This window comes from Micromonospora sp. NPDC049900, from assembly GCF_044461025.1.
Taxonomy (GTDB): Bacteria; Actinomycetota; Actinomycetes; order Mycobacteriales; family Micromonosporaceae; genus Micromonospora.
On record NZ_JBITKM010000002.1, the window covers coordinates 651803 to 668426 of the forward strand.

General features: G+C 72.9%; 18 protein-coding genes and 2 pseudogenes. 6 read left to right on the forward strand and 14 right to left on the reverse strand.

All coding sequences use genetic code 11. The features are described from left to right. Nucleotides 1–3 precede the first annotated feature (3 nt). The 4 genes from ACIBMZ_RS07400 (at nucleotide 4) to ACIBMZ_RS07415 (ending at nucleotide 5176) form a co-directional block, all read left to right on the forward strand. Nucleotides 4–1521: a YifB family Mg chelatase-like AAA ATPase gene (locus tag ACIBMZ_RS07400; protein WP_396691713.1), complete on the forward strand. Its 1518-nt coding sequence runs from the start codon at nucleotides 4–6 to the stop codon at nucleotides 1519–1521. Further along, the gene (gene dprA, locus ACIBMZ_RS07405; RefSeq protein WP_396691714.1) at nucleotides 1518–2714 is read left to right on the forward strand and encodes a DNA-processing protein DprA; all 1197 of its coding nucleotides are present in this window, start codon (nucleotides 1518–1520) and stop codon (nucleotides 2712–2714) included. The genes ACIBMZ_RS07400 and dprA overlap by 4 nt, the downstream gene beginning before the upstream one ends. A gap of 87 nt (nucleotides 2715–2801) precedes the next feature. Continuing rightward, the gene (locus tag ACIBMZ_RS07410) at nucleotides 2802–3950 is read left to right on the forward strand and encodes a tyrosine recombinase XerC (protein ID WP_396691715.1); all 1149 of its coding nucleotides are present in this window, start codon (nucleotides 2802–2804) and stop codon (nucleotides 3948–3950) included. Between the two features lie 44 nt (nucleotides 3951–3994). Beyond that, on the forward strand, nucleotides 3995–5176 hold the full coding sequence (locus tag ACIBMZ_RS07415; RefSeq protein ID WP_396691716.1) for an aminotransferase class V-fold PLP-dependent enzyme: 1182 nt from the start codon (nucleotides 3995–3997) through the stop codon (nucleotides 5174–5176). Between the two features lie 66 nt (nucleotides 5177–5242). Here ACIBMZ_RS07415 and ACIBMZ_RS07420 read toward each other — a convergent pair. Further along, nucleotides 5243–5815, reverse strand: a pseudogene (locus ACIBMZ_RS07420) (M23 family metallopeptidase); the annotation flags it as partial. Between the two features lie 501 nt (nucleotides 5816–6316). Between ACIBMZ_RS07420 and ACIBMZ_RS07425 the strand changes: the two are divergent. After that, nucleotides 6317–6538: a hypothetical protein gene (locus tag ACIBMZ_RS07425; RefSeq protein ID WP_396691717.1), complete on the forward strand. Its 222-nt coding sequence runs from the start codon at nucleotides 6317–6319 to the stop codon at nucleotides 6536–6538. 69 nt (nucleotides 6539–6607) lie between these two features. On the opposite strand, the gene ACIBMZ_RS07430 is transcribed toward ACIBMZ_RS07425, so the two are convergent. The 13 genes and pseudogenes from ACIBMZ_RS07430 to ACIBMZ_RS07490 all read right to left on the reverse strand — a co-directional run bounded on the left by ACIBMZ_RS07430 (nucleotide 6608) and on the right by ACIBMZ_RS07490 (nucleotide 16088). Then, nucleotides 6608–6931, reverse strand: a complete 324-nt coding sequence (locus ACIBMZ_RS07430; RefSeq protein ID WP_007075222.1) for a DUF2469 domain-containing protein — start codon at nucleotides 6929–6931, stop codon at nucleotides 6608–6610. After that, the gene (locus tag ACIBMZ_RS07435; RefSeq protein WP_396691718.1) at nucleotides 6928–7740 is read right to left on the reverse strand and encodes a ribonuclease HII; all 813 of its coding nucleotides are present in this window, start codon (nucleotides 7738–7740) and stop codon (nucleotides 6928–6930) included. Before ACIBMZ_RS07435 ends, ACIBMZ_RS07430 begins: the two co-directional genes overlap by 4 nt. Further along, nucleotides 7734–8222 carry an NUDIX hydrolase gene (locus tag ACIBMZ_RS07440; protein WP_396691719.1) on the reverse strand — a complete coding sequence of 163 codons (489 nt, stop codon included), beginning with the start codon at nucleotides 8220–8222 and terminating at the stop codon, nucleotides 7734–7736. Before ACIBMZ_RS07440 ends, ACIBMZ_RS07435 begins: the two co-directional genes overlap by 7 nt. 61 nt (nucleotides 8223–8283) lie before the next feature. Next, entirely contained in the window at nucleotides 8284–8919 is a 636-nt protein-coding gene (lepB, locus tag ACIBMZ_RS07445; RefSeq protein WP_396691720.1) for a signal peptidase I, read from the reverse strand. Nucleotides 8920–8928: 9 nt separating this feature from the next. Continuing rightward, nucleotides 8929–9800: pseudogene (lepB, locus tag ACIBMZ_RS07450) on the reverse strand (signal peptidase I). Nucleotides 9801–9983: 183 nt separating this feature from the next. Further along, the gene (gene rplS / locus ACIBMZ_RS07455) at nucleotides 9984–10340 is read right to left on the reverse strand and encodes a 50S ribosomal protein L19 (RefSeq protein WP_117226724.1); all 357 of its coding nucleotides are present in this window, start codon (nucleotides 10338–10340) and stop codon (nucleotides 9984–9986) included. Between the two features lie 144 nt (nucleotides 10341–10484). Beyond that, entirely contained in the window at nucleotides 10485–11258 is a 774-nt protein-coding gene (trmD, locus tag ACIBMZ_RS07460; RefSeq protein ID WP_396691721.1) for a tRNA (guanosine(37)-N1)-methyltransferase TrmD, read from the reverse strand. 16 nt (nucleotides 11259–11274) lie between these two features. Continuing rightward, entirely contained in the window at nucleotides 11275–11838 is a 564-nt protein-coding gene (rimM, locus tag ACIBMZ_RS07465; RefSeq protein ID WP_396691905.1) for a ribosome maturation factor RimM, read from the reverse strand. Nucleotides 11839–11840: 2 nt separating this feature from the next. After that, nucleotides 11841–12074, reverse strand: a complete 234-nt coding sequence (locus ACIBMZ_RS07470) for an RNA-binding protein (protein ID WP_117226727.1) — start codon at nucleotides 12072–12074, stop codon at nucleotides 11841–11843. A gap of 1 nt (nucleotide 12075) precedes the next feature. After that, nucleotides 12076–12525 (reverse strand): 30S ribosomal protein S16, encoded by a 450-nt coding sequence (gene rpsP, locus ACIBMZ_RS07475; RefSeq protein ID WP_396691722.1) that lies wholly within the window; start codon nucleotides 12523–12525, stop codon nucleotides 12076–12078. Between the two features lie 255 nt (nucleotides 12526–12780). Then, nucleotides 12781–13428 (reverse strand): DUF402 domain-containing protein, encoded by a 648-nt coding sequence (locus tag ACIBMZ_RS07480; RefSeq protein WP_396691723.1) that lies wholly within the window; start codon nucleotides 13426–13428, stop codon nucleotides 12781–12783. Between the two features lie 16 nt (nucleotides 13429–13444). After that, nucleotides 13445–14851, reverse strand: a complete 1407-nt coding sequence (gene proS, locus ACIBMZ_RS07485; RefSeq protein ID WP_396691725.1) for a proline--tRNA ligase — start codon at nucleotides 14849–14851, stop codon at nucleotides 13445–13447. Nucleotides 14852–15008: 157 nt separating this feature from the next. After that, entirely contained in the window at nucleotides 15009–16088 is a 1080-nt protein-coding gene (locus tag ACIBMZ_RS07490) for an amidohydrolase family protein (RefSeq protein ID WP_396691727.1), read from the reverse strand. Between the two features lie 178 nt (nucleotides 16089–16266). Here ACIBMZ_RS07490 and ACIBMZ_RS07495 point away from each other — a divergent pair, with 178 nt between their 5' ends. Then, nucleotides 16267–16593 (forward strand): hypothetical protein, encoded by a 327-nt coding sequence (locus ACIBMZ_RS07495; protein ID WP_396691728.1) that lies wholly within the window; start codon nucleotides 16267–16269, stop codon nucleotides 16591–16593. Nucleotides 16594–16624: the final 31 nt, after the last annotated feature.

Genomic DNA, 16624 nt, shown 5'->3' on the forward strand with positions numbered 1-16624 from the left:
GCGATGAGCTACGCCCGGGTGCTCTGCGTCGGCCTGGTCGGGGTGACGGGACACCTGGTGGAGGTGGAGGCGGATCTCGCACCGGGCCTGCCCGGAGTGGTCATCTCCGGGTTGCCCGACACCGCACTGCACGAGGCGCGTGACCGGGTCCGGGCCGCAGTGGTGAACTCCGGCCAGCGCTGGCCCAACCGGCGGATCACCCTGAACCTGCTGCCGGCCACCCTGCCCAAGTTCGGCTCGGCGTTCGACCTGGCGATCGCGGTGGCGCTGCTCGGCGGCTCCGGCGAACTGCCGCTGCTGCCGCTTCACGGCGTGGCGATCCTCGGCGAGCTGGGTCTCGACGGCACGGTACGCCCGGTCCGGGGCGTCCTGCCGATGGTGGCCGCGGCGGCCCGGGCCGGTGTCGACCGGGTGATCGTGCCGGCGGGCAACGCGGCCGAGGCCGCCGTGGTGCCCGGCCTGCGCGTGCGGGGGGTGGACAGCCTGCACCGGCTGGTCTCTTTCGTCCGCGACGGCCGACCACTGATCGAACCGCCGGCCGACGACGCACCGGAGACGGTCACCGGCCCGGATCTCGCCGACGTCGCCGGGCAGGGGCTCGGCCGACGGGCGCTGGAGGTGGCCGCCGCCGGTGGACACCATCTGGCCTTGATCGGGCCGCCCGGCGCCGGCAAGACCATGCTGGCCGAACGCCTGCCGTCGATCCTGCCCACGCTGGACGACGACGCCGCGTTGGAGGTGACCGCGCTGCACTCGGTCGCGGGTCTGCTGCCGACCGGCGGGCGGCTGATCCGTCGGCCACCGTTCCAGGCCCCGCATCACACCGCCACCGTGCCCTCCATCGTCGGTGGCGGCGCGGGGCTGGCCCGGCCCGGCGCGATCTCCCTCGCCCACCGTGGGGTGCTCTTCCTCGACGAGGCACCCGAGTTCAGCAAGCCGGCGCTGGAGGCGCTGCGCCAGCCGCTGGAGCACGGTCGGGTGTTGCTGACCCGCAGCCGGGGCGGTGCCGAGTATCCGGCCCGGGCCCAACTGGTGCTGGCCGCCAATCCCTGCCCGTGTGCGAACCCGGCCGGCGACGACCGGTGCGAGTGCGCGCCGGTGGCCCGCCGCCGCTACCTCGCCCGGCTCTCCGGTCCGCTGCTCGACCGGATCGACCTCCAGGTGCGCCTGCCACCGATGCGGGCGGCCGAGCTGATGGAACCGGCCGCGCACGAGTCCTCGGCGGTCGTCGCCGCGCGGGTCGCCGCCGCACGGCAGGCCGCAGCCGGACGGTGGGCGGCGGTGGGGCGTCGACTCAACTCGGAGATACCCGGGCCGGCCCTGCGCCGCGCACCGTGGCGGCTGCCCAACCCGGTCACCGCCGACCTGCGCGCACGACTGGACTCCGGGTCGCTGTCCGCCCGGGGCTTCGACCGGGTCATCCGGCTCGCCTGGACGATCGCCGACCTGGACGGGCGGGCCCAGCCGGACCGGAAGGACATCGCCGAGGCCATCACACTCAGGACGGGAGAGGGCACGTGAACACGCACGAGGAGTCGCGGCTGGCGCGGGTGGCGCTAACCTGGCTGGCCGAACCGGGCACCCGCTCGGTCTACCGGTTGGTCGCCGAGATCGGGCCGGTGGCCGCACTGGACCTGTTGCTCGACGGCGGGGCACCGCAGGAGGGCCTGCGGGACGCCGTGGCCGCGCGGACCCGGGCCGGTGATCCCCGGGCCGTCGCCGCCGAGGCGCTGCACCGCACCGACCGGCTCGGTGCCCGCCTGGTCACGCCCGACGACGACGAGTGGCCGACGACCGTCGAACAGTTGCGCCATCTCCGGCTGGAGCTGCCCGGCAAGCAGCGTCGGGTCGACATCGAGACGGATCCGCCGCTCTGCTTCTGGGTACGCGGCGGGTGGCGGCTGGACGAGACGTTGGAGCGGTCGGTGGCGGTGGTGGGGGCACGGGCGGCCACGCCGTACGGCATGCACGTCGCCACCGACCTCGCCTACGGGCTGGCCGACCGGGAGTGGACGGTGGTCTCCGGCGGCGCGTACGGCATCGACGCCGCCGCGCACCGGGGCGCCCTGAATGCCGGCGGGTTGACCGTCGCGGTGCTCGCGTGCGGGGTGGACCGGCCGTACCCGCTGGGCAACACGGCGCTGTTCGACGGGATCGCCGAGACCGGCCTGCTGGTGAGCGAGTGGCCGCCGGGGGCCGAACCGTTGCGTCCGCGCTTCCTCATCCGTAACCGGGTGATCGCCGCGGCCACCCGGGGCACCGTGCTGGTGGAGGCGGCGGCGCGCAGCGGTGCGACCCAGACCACCCGGCGCGCGCTCGCCCTGAACAGGCGCGCGATGGTGGTGCCCGGACCGGTCACCTCGGCGATGTCGGTCGGCGCGCACGAGATCCTGCGGGAGGATCCGGCGGCCCGGCTGGTGACCGGGTTGGCCCAGGTGCTGGAGGAGGTGGGCCCGATCGGTGACCTGGCGCCGGTGCCGCGCGGTCCGGAGCACCCCGCCGACGCGCTCGACGACGACGCCAGGTCGATCCTGGAGGCACTGCCCCGACGCGGCACCGTCGGCGTGGACGACATCGCCGCGAGGGCCGGTCTGGCCGTCCGCACGGTGCTGCGGACGTTGCCGATGCTTGTGGAGCTGTCCCTCGTGGTGCGACGCGAGGACGGGTACGCCCTGGCTCACCCGGCTGGCCGGACGCCGCCACGGTCCCGGTGAGCCGGCGAGGCCGTCCCCACCCGACGCGAGCGTCCCGCCGGGTCGGCCTGGTCGCGGGCCGTGCCGAGCCATCGTACGCTGGCAGCCGTGCGGGGTACGGGCGGGCAGGGCCGGGACGTCCGCGGCACCCGGGCGGTGCACACGGCGCTTCCGGAGCCGCTGCGTGACGCGGTGGACGACTTCGCCCGCCACCTCGCCTCGGTCCGCAACCGGTCGGCGCACACCGTGCGGGCCTACGTCGCGGATCTGGTGTCCCTGCTGGAGCATGCCCGACGGATGGGCTGCACCCAGGTCGCCGAGTTGACCTTGGACACGGTGCGTAGCTGGCTGGCCCGGCAACGCACGACGGGCGCGGCCCGCACCTCGATGGCCCGGCGTGCGGCGGCGGCGCGGACCTTCAGTGCCTGGGCGCACCGGGAGGGGCTGCTGCCCACCGACGTGGCCGCCACCCTGGCCAGTCCCCGCGCGCAGCGGACCCTGCCCACGGTGCTCCGCGTCGACCAGGCCGCCCAGCTCGTCGAGGCACCGACCCGCGTCACCGCCCCCGCCCCCGGCACCACGTCGAAGGCCACCGGCCACGGCACCGCGCCGGAAACCGCCGGCCACGGTGCCGCGTTGGAGACCAGCGACACCGATGCCGTGCCAGAGGCCGCCGACACCGACGTCGGGCGGACGGATCGGGGACACCGCCCGCCCGCCGACGGCCCCGGCGAGCCGGACCCGGCCGCCGAGGCGGTGCGGCTGCGGGACCGGGTGCTGCTGGAGTTGCTCTACGGCACGGGGGTACGGATCAGCGAGGCGTGCGGACTCGACGTGGCCGACGTCGACCACGCCCGGCGGGTGGTACGGGTCCTCGGCAAGGGTGGTCGGGAACGGACCGTGCCGTACGGGCTGCCCGCCCAGCGTGCCCTCGACGACTGGCTGCGGCACGGGCGGACGGTGCTGGCAGTCCCGGATTCGCGCGACGCGCTGCTGCTCGGTGCTCGGGGCGGGCGCCTGAACCCGACGACCGCCCGCCGGATCGTCGCCGGGTACGCCGACGCCGTCGACCTGCCCCCGACCAGTCCGCACGCACTGCGCCACTCGGCCGCCACCCACCTGCTCGAAGGTGGCGCGGACCTGCGGGCAGTGCAGGAGTTGCTGGGGCACTCGTCGCTGGCCAGCACCCAGGTCTACACCCACGTCTCGGTGGAGCGGCTGCGCGCGGCCTACCGGCAGGCCCACCCCCGCGCCTGACCGGAGCGGGCCGGGCGACGCCGGTCAGCGGTTACGATCATCAGGTGAGCGTCCCGCCGCCGCCCGAGTCGATCTCGGGCGCCCGTCTGCTCTTCTCCCTCGATCCGGCGACCAGTCACCTCAACCACGGTTCGTTCGGGGCGGTGCCGATCGTCGCGCAACGGGCCCAGCAGCGGTTGCGCGACGAGATGGAGTCCGACCCGCTGCGCTTCTTCGTGCAGGGACTGGCCGACCGGATCGCGCACACCCGCCGGCACCTGGCGGGTTTCCTCGGTGCCGACCCGGACGGCACCGCGCTGACCCCGAACGCCACCACCGGCGTGGCGGTGGTGCTCCAGTCACTCGGGCTGCGCGACGGCGACGAGGTGGTCACCACCGACCACGGCTACGGCGCAGTCACCCTGTCGGTGCAGCGGGAATGCCGCCGGAGCGGGGTGACCCACCGTGTGCTGCGGGTGCCGCTGGCCGCCACCGACGAGGAGATCCTGCAGATCGTCCGGTCCGGGCTGCGTCCGGGGCGTACCCGGCTGCTGGTGGTGGACCAGGTCACCTCGGCCACGGCCCGGCTGTTCCCGGTCGCCGCGATCGTCGGGATCGCGCGGGAGCAGGGCGTACCGGTGCTGGTCGACGCCGCCCACGCACCGGGCATGCTGGCCGCGTCGGTGCAGAGCATCGGTGCCGACTTCTGGGTCGGCAACCTGCACAAGTGGGGGTACGCGCCACGCGGCACCGCGGTGCTCGTGGTGTCACCGGACTGGCGGGACCGGATCGAGCCGCTGGTGGTCTCCTGGGAGCAGGAGTCGGGCTTCCCCGGCCGGTTGGAGTGGCAGGGGACGGCGGACTACACGGCGTGGCTCAGCGCACCGGCCGGGCTCTACACGCTGCGCAGCCTCGACGTGGACCGGGTACGCGCACACAACGCCGCACTGGCCGCGTACGGGCAGCGGGTGGTCGGGGACGCGCTGGCGGTGCCGCCGGCCGAGCTGCTCGATCCCGGCGGACCGACCGTCGCCATGCGGATCGTCCCGTTGCCGGCGGGCCTCGCCACGAACCTCGACGCGGCGCGGGCGTTGCAGGCCCGGATCTTCGAGCGGCTCGCCACCCAGGTGGCGGTCATGACCTTCGGCGGACGGGGACTGCTGCGACTCTGCGGTCAGGTGTACAACTCGCCGGACGAGTACGAGCGGCTCGCCGTCCGCCTGCCCGCCCTGCTCGCCCAACGCTGACCACGTCCCGCCGCTGCGCCGCCCCTCGTCCCGGATCGTCGGGGAGTGGGACACGGTCGGGTCCGGGTCGAGCGGCAGCAGCCGGGATCGGCCGAGACCCAGCAGCGCCAGCGGATCGAGGTAGTCGTCTCCCCGGCGCAGACCCCAGTGCAGGCAGGCCGCCTCGGGGCAGCCGGCGTGGCCCGGCAGCAGGGTGCCCAGCGCGGTGCCCGCCGACACCGACGTGCCGACCGTGACGTCCGGCTGGACCGGCTCGTAGGTGGTGCGCAGGCCGTCCGGGTGCCCGACGGAGAGCACCGGACGGCCGGCGACCATGCCGGCGAACAGGACCGTGCCGGTGCCGGCGGACCGGATCGTCGTCCCGGCCGGGACGAGCAGGTCGACTCCGCGATGACCGGGCAGCCACGGTCGGGGTGGCGGATCGAACCGACGGACCGGATGCGGCCGGCCGTCGACCGGCCACCTGAACCGCTCGACCTCCACCGACCGCTCCGGAGCGACTCGCAACGGCACGACCGGGAACGAGGCGGCTGGTGCGGGCGAGGGCGATGCAGCAGTCGCAAGCGGCACGTCCGGACGCGGCGCGACAGCGGGCTGGACGGCCGCACGCCCGGTTCGCACCGGACCGGTGTGCGGCATGACCGCGACCGCCGGCGATGCCAGGACCGGCAGCAGCGCGACGGGACCGGCGAGCAGCACGCCCCGCCTACCGCCTCTGCGGGCCGCCGATCGCAGGCGTGCCGCATCGGCGGGCGGGACGACGGCACACCGGCACGCAAGGGGACACGGAGTGACCGTCAGGCGCGCACGCGCGGCAAGAGATGGCACAACCTCGCCACCCCACGGCGATACGCGCCCGCCCGGGACAGCCACCGATCCGGACCGCAGCAGGGCGGGCCACGCCGATGCACGGGCCACCAGGGCCGACCACACCAGGGCGGGCCATGCCGAGACAGGCGACGCCGGGGCGGCGGAGGGGACGGGTCTGATCAGCGACCGGAGGGACATGTCGGCGATCCTGACTCGACGGATCGTTGTCCGCCGTCCCCCGGGCCTCGCCTGTGGACAGCGGAGCGTCCTGTGGACAAGCCGCGCCGGAGGGAGCCGATCTGCTATGGCACCGCGCCTAGGCTCGACCGGGTGACACGTGACTGGTACGCCTGGCACGACCGGTACACCGACCCCGCCTCGTCGTTGTCCCGACGGGTGACGGAGGTGCGGACCCGCCTCGTCGCGGCGCTGGACGGGGCGCGGCCCGGACCACTGCGGGCAGTCGCACCGACGCGTACGCCGCGACCGGTGCCGGGCGGGGTGACGATGTTCGAGTTCACCGGGCGGCCGACCGATGAGGTCGACCGCTGACCGGACATGGTGGACGGATCGCGGCGGTGGGGGCCACCGACGATGCCCGTCCGGGCGGGGACGTGCGGGTCAGCCGCCGAAGCCGGAGTCGGCGGGGAGGGAGATGTCCGGCTTCTCCAGCTCCTCGACGTTGACGTCCTTGAACGTCATCACACGAACGTTCTTCACGAACCGGGCGGGACGATACATGTCCCACACCCACGCGTCGTGCATCTCGACCTCGAAGTAGACCTCGCCGTCGGAGTTGCGCACGTGCAGGTCGACCTGGTTCGCCAGGTAGAACCGGCGCTCGGTCTCCACCACGTAGGAGAACTGACGGACGATGTCGCGGTACTCCCGGTAGAGCTGGAGCTCCATCTCGGTCTCGTACTTCTCGAGATCTTCCGCGCTCATCGCACTCCGCCTTCCATGACCACATCTTCCCCCACCGACGCCGGAGGCCGAGGCTGCTCGCCCAACGCCACGCCGACGGTACCCCCTGCGGCGGCTGAGCGCTCCATCGGCTCGTCCGGGCTTGCACCCAGCGGTCGCCGGGAGCGTGGCGGCCGACCGTCCCGCCCCGAGGCGGCGGCTACGTTGACGTACGAGAACCGGTGCTGCGGGCACGGCCCACGGTCACGCAACGCCGCACTGTGCTCCGCGGTGACGTACCCCTTGTGTTCGGCGAAGCCGTAGCCGGGATGCACCGCGTCCAACTCCACCATGATCCGGTCCCGGGTGACCTTGGCCAGCACGCTCGCCGCCGCCACGCAGGCGGCCACCCGGTCGCCCTTCCACACCGCCAGGCCCGGCACGCCCAGACCGTCCACGCCGAACCCGTCGGTCAGCACGTACTCCGGGCGCACAGTCAGTGAGGCGAGCGCCCGCCGCATCGCGGCCAGGTTGCACACGTGCAGCCCCCGGGCGTCGACCTCCTCGGCCGGTACGACCACCACCGCGTACGCCAGGGCACGCGCGACGACCTCGTCGTACACCCGATCCCGGCTGGCCGGGGTGAGCAGCTTGGAGTCGGCCAACCCGTCGATCTCGCCGCGCCGCCCCTCGGGCAGGATCGCGGCGGCGGCCACCAGCGGCCCGGCGCAGGCGCCCCGACCGGCCTCGTCGGCACCGGCGACGTGTCGGAAGCCCCGTCGTTGCAGGGCGCGCTCCAGCGCGTAGAGACCGGCGTCGCGGCGCACCACGGTGCGGGGCGGGGTCAGCATGCCGCACCCGAGGTCCGGGCCGGGCCGTCGGCGAGCACCCGGGCCAGCACCTGCGGCAGGTCCTGCGGGTAGTACCGCTCGTCGGTGCCGGCCAGCTCCGCCGCCGACCACCAGCGATGGCCGTCCACGCTGCCTCGCTCGACCTCGTTGAAGCCCGCGGTGTCGACCTCGTGCGCCGCCACCCGGACGACGAAGAACCGCTGCTCCTGCCGATACCACACCCCGTCGAAGGTGAACTCGATCAGGTCGGCGTGGACGGGCTCGCCCATCTCGGTCACGGACAGCCGCAACCCGGTCTCCTCGGCCAACTCACGGGCGGCGCCCTCGGCGTAGGTCTCCCCGGGGTCGAGGCCACCACCGGCGGTGAACCACCAGCGGCCGTGCTCCGGTCGGGCCGGGTCGGCACCACGGAAGAGCAGCAACCTGCCCGCCGCGTCGACCAGGAGCACGCGGGCGGCGCGCCTCGGGGTGTAGACCGTCACCGCACCAGACTGCCAGACCCGGCCGACAACTCCCACGCCACCCGTTGCCGGGCGGCCGGGATCAGGGTTGCGGGATCGACTCGAACTGCTCGGGCACGGTCAGCAGGGTGGCCCGGTCGACCGGCCAGAAGATCGTGAAGGCCCGGCCCACCACGTCCTGCTCGGGAATGGTGGCCGTGTCGATGTTCTGCCCGGACTGCTGGTAGTGCTCCAGCGAGTCGCCGGAGGCGGAGCGGTGGTCACCCATCACCCAGAGTCGGCCCGGCGGCACCTGCACGTCGAACTCCTGGTCCGCCGGCTTGTCGCGCCGCCCGTCGAAGGAGAAGATGTACGGCTCGTCCAGCGGCGTACCGTTGATCACCAGCCGGTCCTGGTCGTCGCAGCAGACGATCCGGTCGCCGCCGACGCCGATCACGCGCTTGATGAAGTCCTCTCCCGCCGGGTTGCCGCTCCACTCGACCGGAGCCTTGAAGACGATCACCTCGCCGCGGTGCGGGGACCGGAAGTTGTACACCAGCTTGTTGACCAGCACCCGATCGTCGATCTTGAGCGTATTCTCCATCGACGGCGAGGGGATGAAGAAGGTCTGCAGTACGAAGGCACGTACCAGTACCGCGACCACGATCGCCACCCCCAGAAGGATGGGCAGTTCCTTCCAGAACGAGTGGCGCGACTTGTCGGTCTGCTCGTCAATCACGGAAGGAGCCTACGTTGCCGGGTCGAGGACCACCGTCCGGAACGCGCGAGAACGGTCAGCGTGGCCGCGATGGGGAGGATCAGGACGACGTCCCCCACGGGTGTGGGCCGGACCGGCGGCGCGGCACCGCCGGCCCCGGCGGGCGGGGCGACACCGGCGAACGTCTCCGGGATCGGCAGCGAGTGCCAGCGGTTCGACGGCCAGACCACCGCGAACGCCCGGCCCACCACGTTGTCGATCGGCACCGGGCCCTGGCAGCGCGCGTCCTGCGAGACCAGTCGGTGGTCACCCAGCACGAAGATCTGCCCCGGCGGTACGACGATCTCCTCGAACCGCCGGGAGCGGCACTCCTCCGGGTTCGGCGGCAACTCCAGCGGCGAGTCCCGCAGCACGTACGCCGACTCGTCCAGCGGGGTGCCGTTGACGAGCACCCGGCCCTCGTCGTCGCAGCAGCTCACCCGGTCGCCGGGCAGCCCGATGACGCGCTTGATGAAGTCCTTCTCGCCGGGCCGGCCGAGGCCGACCAGGTCACCGATGGTGCGGCCCAGCTTGTCGGCGAAACCGGTGGGCGGCTGTGTGTCGACCTGCGGCACCCACTGTTCGGTGCCACGGAAGACGACCACCTCGCCGCGTTCCGGGTCGCGCATGGTGTAGACGACCTTGTTGACCAGCACCCGGTCGTTGACCAGCAGCGTGTCCTCCATCGACCCGGAGGGGATGAAGAACGCCTGGAGCAGGAAGGTGCGGATCAGCACCGCGAGGCAGAACGCGACGACGAGCAGCAGCGGCAGCTCCTGCCAGAGCGGCATCTGCGGTCTGGTGCGCCGGGTGCGGCGTCGCCACGGATCGACCGCGCCGCTGTCGTCAAGCGCCTGTACCACGCCCACTCCCCGGTCCGCAGAAACGACTACCGCCCGGAAGTCTCGTCGAGACCTCCCGGGCGGCAGTGGCGTCCATCCGCCTGTCCGGCGGATCACCGCTTGGCTGCGCCCGTACCGACCAGGGTAGTGCGGTCTGGCCGGTACGGCATACGCGCAGCTCGGGCGGCGTGGCGTAGCGCGATGTCAGCTCGGCTGCTTCTCGCGCAGCTCCTTGATCTTGGCCTTCTTGCCCCGCAGCTCCCGCAGGTAGTAGAGCTTGGCGCGGCGCACGTCACCACGGACCACGACCTCGATCCGGTCGATCGCCGGGCTGTTGATCGGGTAGGTCCGCTCGACACCCACACCGAAGCTGAGCTTGCGGACGGTGAACGTCTCGCGCAGCCCGTCGCCCTGGCGGCGGATGACGACGCCCTGGAAGATCTGGACCCGGGACCGGTTGCCCTCGACGACCCGCGCGTGCACCTTGACGGTGTCACCGGCACGGAAGTCGGGCAGGTCGGTGCGCTTCGACTGGGCGTCAAGGGCGTCCAGGATGTTCATCGTGGTGTCCTCGTGAGGCTCACGGCGCACCGTCACTCGGCGCGCGGATGGGTGATACTGATCCCCGGGTGGTGGCCGGCCGGAACCGACCCCGGTCGGGGATCCTCGCAGCCGTCCACGGTGTGGGCGACTGCGGCAACCCCCCTACTTTGCCACATCCGCCCCGGGCACCTGAAATCCGGCCCGGTCCAGCGCCGCGACGTCCCGCTTGTCGAGGCTGCCCGGGTCGATCGCGGCGAGCATGTCGGGACGACGCCGACCGGTCCGGGCCAGCGCCTCGTCCCGACGCCAACGGGCGATCCGGCCGTGGTCACCGGAGCGCAGGACCGCCGGCACCTCCAGATCGCGCCAGGTCGCCGGCTTGGTGTACATCGGCGCTTCCAGCAGCCCGTGCGCGTGCGACTCGTCGTCGAGCGAGCCGGCGTTGCCGAGTACGCCGGGCAGCAGGCGGGTCACCGCCTCCAGGATCACCAACACCGCGACCTCACCACCGAAGAGCACGTAGTCGCCGAGGCTGACCTCGGTGACCGGCATCCGGGTCGCGGCGTGGTCGAGCACCCGCTGATCGATGCCCTCGTACCGGCCGCAGGCGAACAGCAGGCGCGGCTCGGCGGCCAGCTCGTGCGCCAGCGCCTGGGTGAACGGCACCCCGGCCGGGGACGGCACCAGCAGGCGGGGCGCGGGCAGCTCCGGCGGGGCCAGCGCGTCCAGCGCGTCGCCCCACGGCTCGGGCCGCATCACCATGCCGGGACCACCGCCGTACGGGGTGTCGTCGACGGTGCGGTGCACGTCGTGCGTCCAGGTCCGCAGGTCGTGTATGGCCAGCCGCAGCGTGCCGTTGGTCCGGGCCCGGCCGACCAGTGACAGGTCCAGCGGGGCGAAGTACTCCGGGAAGATCGACACGATGTCGACGCGCATCAGGGTGCTCCCGGGTCTACAGGTCGAGCAGGCCGCCGGGCGGGTCGACCACCACACGACCACCGGCGAGATCGACCTCGGGGACGATCTCCTTGACGAACGGGATCAGCGCGGTACGCCCCTCGGGACGACGCAGCACCAGCAGGTCGGAGGCGGGAGCGTGGTCGATCCGCGCCACCTCGCCGAGGCGCTCGCCGTCCGGTGTGACCACGGCCAGGCCCACGAGCTGGTGATCGAGGAACTCCTCCGGGTCCTCCGGCGGGGCGACCCCGGCGCTGTCCACTCCGACCAGGGTGCCGCGCAACGCCTCCGCGACGTCGCGGTCCAGCACTCCCTCGAAGGCGACCAGCATCCGCCCCTGGTGCCAGCGGGCCGACTCCACGGTCAGCTCGTCGGGCACCTCGAACGGCACCCCGGGACCGGCGGGGGCCGCGCCTCGACCGTTCGCGGCGTTCGCCCCCGCCATGGTGGTCAACACCATGCCGGGGGCGAACCGCGTCTCGGGCTCGTCCGTCCGCACCTCCACGGTGACCTCACCACGGATGCCGTGCGGCTTGCCGATCCTGCCGACGATGAGCAGCATCAGTACGAGTCGACGATGTCGACGCGCACGCCGCGCCCACCGATGGAGCCGATCACCTGGCGCAGCGCCTTGGCGGTCCGGCCGGACCGCCCGATCACGGTGCCCAGGTCCTCGGGGTGCACGCGGACCTCGAGCCGCTTGCCCCGACGGGAGTCGACCATCCGGACGCGTACGTCCTCGGGGTGGTCGACGATGCCCTTGACCAGGTGCTCCAACGCCGGCCGCAGCGCCATGTCAGGCCTGCTCGCCGGACTCGGCGGCGGCCGGCTCCTCGGCCTTCGGGGCCTCGGCCTCGGCGGCCTTGGCGGCCTTCTTCGCCGGCTTGGCCGGCGTCTCGGCCAGACCGGCGGCGGCCTTCGCCTCGGCCTCGTACGCCGCCTTGCGGTCGGCCCGCTCGGGGGCGACCTTCAGCGGCGGCGGGGCCGGCAGGCCCTTGTACTTCTGCCAGTCACCGGTCAGCTCCAGCAGGCGCTGCACCGCCTCGCTCGGCTGGGCGCCGACGGACAGCCAGTACTGGACCCGCTCCGACTTGACCTCGATCACCGAAGGGTCTTCCTTCGGCTGGTAGATCCCGACGAACTCGATCGCCCGGCCGTCGCGCTTGGTGCGCGAGTCGGCGACGACGATGCGGTACTGCGGGTTGCGGATCTTGCCCATCCGCAGGAGCCGGATCTTTACGGCCACGGTTGTTTCGCTCCTGTTGCGATATCACCGGCCCGGTATGGGCGGTGTGCATGGGTGAACGCCGACCGGCACAGTGGGGTTGGGCCGGAGACCGCTCGGGTGGACTGGCGACGCGCCCGGGTTAGAGGGCGCCGGACACGCGCCGGATACCAGCCAGCCATTCTGCCAGATCGGTCCCGGATCCCTCACACCGGACCTGCCCTGCGACACCGACCGACAGGCGAAGGTGACCCGGATCACACCCGACCGGCGGGGTCAGCGGGCTGGTGGGCGGTCCCAGCCGGGCGGCAACTCCGGCGGGACGGTCCACTCCGCCGGCGGGAGGAAGTCGCACCAGGTGCCGTCGAACGGGAACCCGCCCGCCTCTGCGGTCCGGACGGCCCGCTTGCCCTCGGCCCGGACCGCCGCCTCGTCCGACACCCAGTAGTGCTCCGGGAAGGCGAGCCGCTCGGTGAACTCGTCCTCGTCCTTCCACTCCCAGCTCAGGTCGGGACGCACCACCACGTCGAGATCCTGGTCCACGATGTCGACGCCGGCCAGGTCGCCGTCGTCCCAGCGGACCCCGTGTTCCTCCAGGTTGACGTACCAGTGGGCGAAGCACCCCTGCGCGTCCTGGAACCACCAGACCGAGTGGGCGGCACCCGTCGGCAGGAACTTCAGCAGCGGCGGTCCCACCCACCGGCCGGTCGCCATCCGGTACGTCGAGACGACCCACTCCGCGAACGGGACGCCCCGCATGCCCACGCCGGCCTCGGTCACCTCGCTGGCCACCGCCGTGTCCCGGGCCAGCCAGAGGAGCAGGCCCCGGTCGTCGTCGCTGACCACGCGCATCGGGCGCACCCATCCGATCCGGCCCCGCCGGACGTTGCGGTGCACGATCAGGCGGCCCGGTTGGAATCTCACCGTCGCGACCGGCGCCTCAGTACGCGCGAGCCAGGATGGCGACCAGGTCGGGCTCGTCCTCGGTGTCCGGCACCGAGCCGTCGGCGCGGACCAGGCAGCGGACCGTGACACCCTGCCCGTTGGCCTTCGCCTCGCCCTCGACCCCGACCGCCGACCACGGCACCCGGGCCCAGCCGGTGCCCGCCGCTTCCAGCGCCTCGTCCAGGGTCGCCACCTCGACCGTGCGGGACTGACGGAAGGCCAGCGCCTGGTCGTGCAGGGACTGCTGGTCGGTCTCCAGGGCGGCGAGGACCGCACCGACCACGTCGGCCACCGGCGTGGGCGCCTTCGACCCGTCGGTCCGCCGCACCACGACCGCGTTGCCGGCGGCCAGGTCACGGGGACCGACCTCGACGCGTACCGGATAGCCGCGCAGCTCGGCGTCGACGGCCCGGCGGCCGAACGGGGTGTCGGTGCGGTCGTCGAGGGTGACCCGGACACCGGCGTCCCGCAGCGCGTCGCGGAGCTTGGTCGCCGCCGCGCCGACGCCGTCGCCGTCCTTGACCACCATCACGTACGCCTGCACCGGCGCCAGCTTCGGCGGCACCCGCAGCCCGTTGTCGTCGCCGTGGCACATGATCAGGCCGCCGAGCATCCGGGTGGAGGTGCCCCAGGAGGTGGTCCAGGCGTGTTCCCGGCCGCCCTCGGCCGAGGAGTAGCTGATGTCGAACGCCTTGGCGAAGTTCTGTCCCAGCTCGTGACTGGTGCCGAGCTGGAGCGCCTTGCCGTCGCCCATCATGCCTTCGCAGGTGTACGTGGCGGTCGCCCCGGCGAAGCGCTCACGGGCCGTCTTGAGCCCGACCACCACCGGGATGCCGAGCACGTTGACCATCAGGTCCTCGTACGCCTCGTGCAGGATCTGCCGGGCGTACGCGCGGGCGTCGGCGCGGGTGGCGTGCGCGGTGTGCCCCTCCTGCCACAGGAACTCGCTGGTACGCAGGAAGACCCGGGGCCGCAGTTCCCAGCGGACCACGTTGGCCCACTGGTTGAGCAGCAGCGGCAGGTCCCGGTACGAGTCGATCCACTTGGCCATGAACTCGCCGATCACCGTCTCGCTGGTGGGGCGCACCACGACCGGCTCGGCCAACTGCTTGCCGCCACCGTGGGTGACCACCGCCAGCTCCGGCGAGAAGCCCTCGACGTGCTCGGCCTCGCGCTTGAGGTAGCTCTCCGGGATGAACAGCGGGAAGTACGCGTTCTCCGCCCCGGCCGCCTTGATCCGGTCGTCCATCTCGGCCTGCATCCGCTCCCAGATGGCATAGCCGGCCGGTCGGATCACCATGGTCCCCCGCACCGGCCCGTTGTCGGCCAGCTTCGCCTTCGCGATGAGGTCCTGGTACCAGCGGGGAAAGTCCTCCGCCCGGGGAGTCAGCACACGCGCCATGACCGCACATCCTATGCGCCCCACCCGTCCCCTCCCCCGCTCCCACCCCACCCTCCCGAGTTGATCAAGAGGTTCGGGTCGCCGTCAGGCGCGGAACCCGACCCGAACTCCTTGATCGACCGCGAACTCGACCGCGACCGGGCGGGGTGGGGGTGGGTCAGCGGAGGGGGTGGCCGCGGAGGATCAGGCGGGTGGGGGTACGCAGGGCGTTCAGGTCGCGGCGGGGGTCGTCGGGATAGACGGAGAGGTCGGCCAGGCCGCCCTCGACGAGGCCGGGGAAGCCCAGCCAGGCACGGGCACCCCAGGAGGCGGCGGCGAGCACGTCCGTGCGGGACATGCCGGCCTGCTCGTGCAGCAGCAACATCTCCTCGACGGCGAGCCCGTGGTCGATCCCGCCGCCCGCGTCGGTGCCCACGTAGATCGGCACCCCCGCCTCGTAGGCGGCGCGCACCACCTGCGGGAAGCGGTCACGCAGGGCGAGCATGTGGTCGGCGTACCCGGGGAACTTGGGTCGGGCCTGGTCGGCGATGCCGCCGAAGGTCCGAATGTTGATCATCGTGGGGATCAGCGCGGTCCCCTGCCGGGCCATCAGGTCGATCAGGTCGAGGCTCAGCCCGGTGCCGTGCTCCACCGAGTCCACCCCGGCCCGCACCATGATCTCCACCGCGGACTCGCTGAAGGTGTGCACGGCGGCGCGGGCCCCGGCGGCGTGCGCGGCGGCCACCGCGGCGGTCATCGTCTCCGCGTCCCAGGCCGGGGCCAGGTCACCGACGCCCCGGTCGATCCAGTCGCCGACCAGCTTGACCCAGCCGTTGCCGGCGGCGGCCTGCGCGGTCACGGCGGCGGTGACCTCGGCCGCGTCGACCTCCAACCCGATGTCGCGCAGGTAGCGCCTGGGGGGCGCGACGTGCCGGCCCGCGCGGGCCAGGCGCGGCAGGTCGGGCTCGTCCTCCAGCTCCGGGTACGGGAACGGCGAACCGGCGTCCCGGATCGCGAGGACACCGGCGTCCCGGTCGGTACGGGCCAACGCGCGGGCGTGGTCGAGCGAGGCGATCGGCGTGCCGCCCCGGGCGATGCCGATGTGGCAGTGCGCGTCGACCAGACCGGGCAGCACGAAGCCGCCGTCGACGACCGTCTCGGCGCCGGGCACCGGTTCGAAGGTGACCCGGTCGCCGACCAACCACAGGTCGCGGACCTCGTCGTCGGGCAGGAGCACACCACGCACGTGCAGAGCCATGTGACAGTCCTACCCGATCACCACCTCCTCGCGGCCGTCAGGGCAGGTGGAGAGCTCGCAGAATTGTTTCTTCCGAGCGATGATCGGCACGAAAGAGGCTTTCTCGCGGTCACGTCGATCGGTAATCTTTGCCTCGCCGCACACGGGTGGGCCGTTCTTAGACGGTAGGAGTCGCGAAATGATCGAGGCCATCGTTTCCGCCGCACTACTCAAGATCGCAGAAGGGTCCGGGGCCGCGGTCGTCGACGCCATTCGGCAACGATTCCTGCGCAGAAACGAGCCGGACGAGGTCGTCGGGGCGCTGGAGCGGACCGCGGACCGGATCCCGTCCGCTGAGGACACCGCGCGACTGGTCGAGGTGCTCTCGGCGTACGCGGCCGAGGATCCCCGTCTCCTGGAGGCGCTCCGGCAGGTGTCGGTGTCGGGCGGGGCGGTCAACTCGGTCACCTCCAGCACGGTGGGCAAGCTCATCCAGGCCCAGCACGTCGGCGACGTCACCATGTGACCGGCGGACCCGATCGGAAGCTCCGATCTCC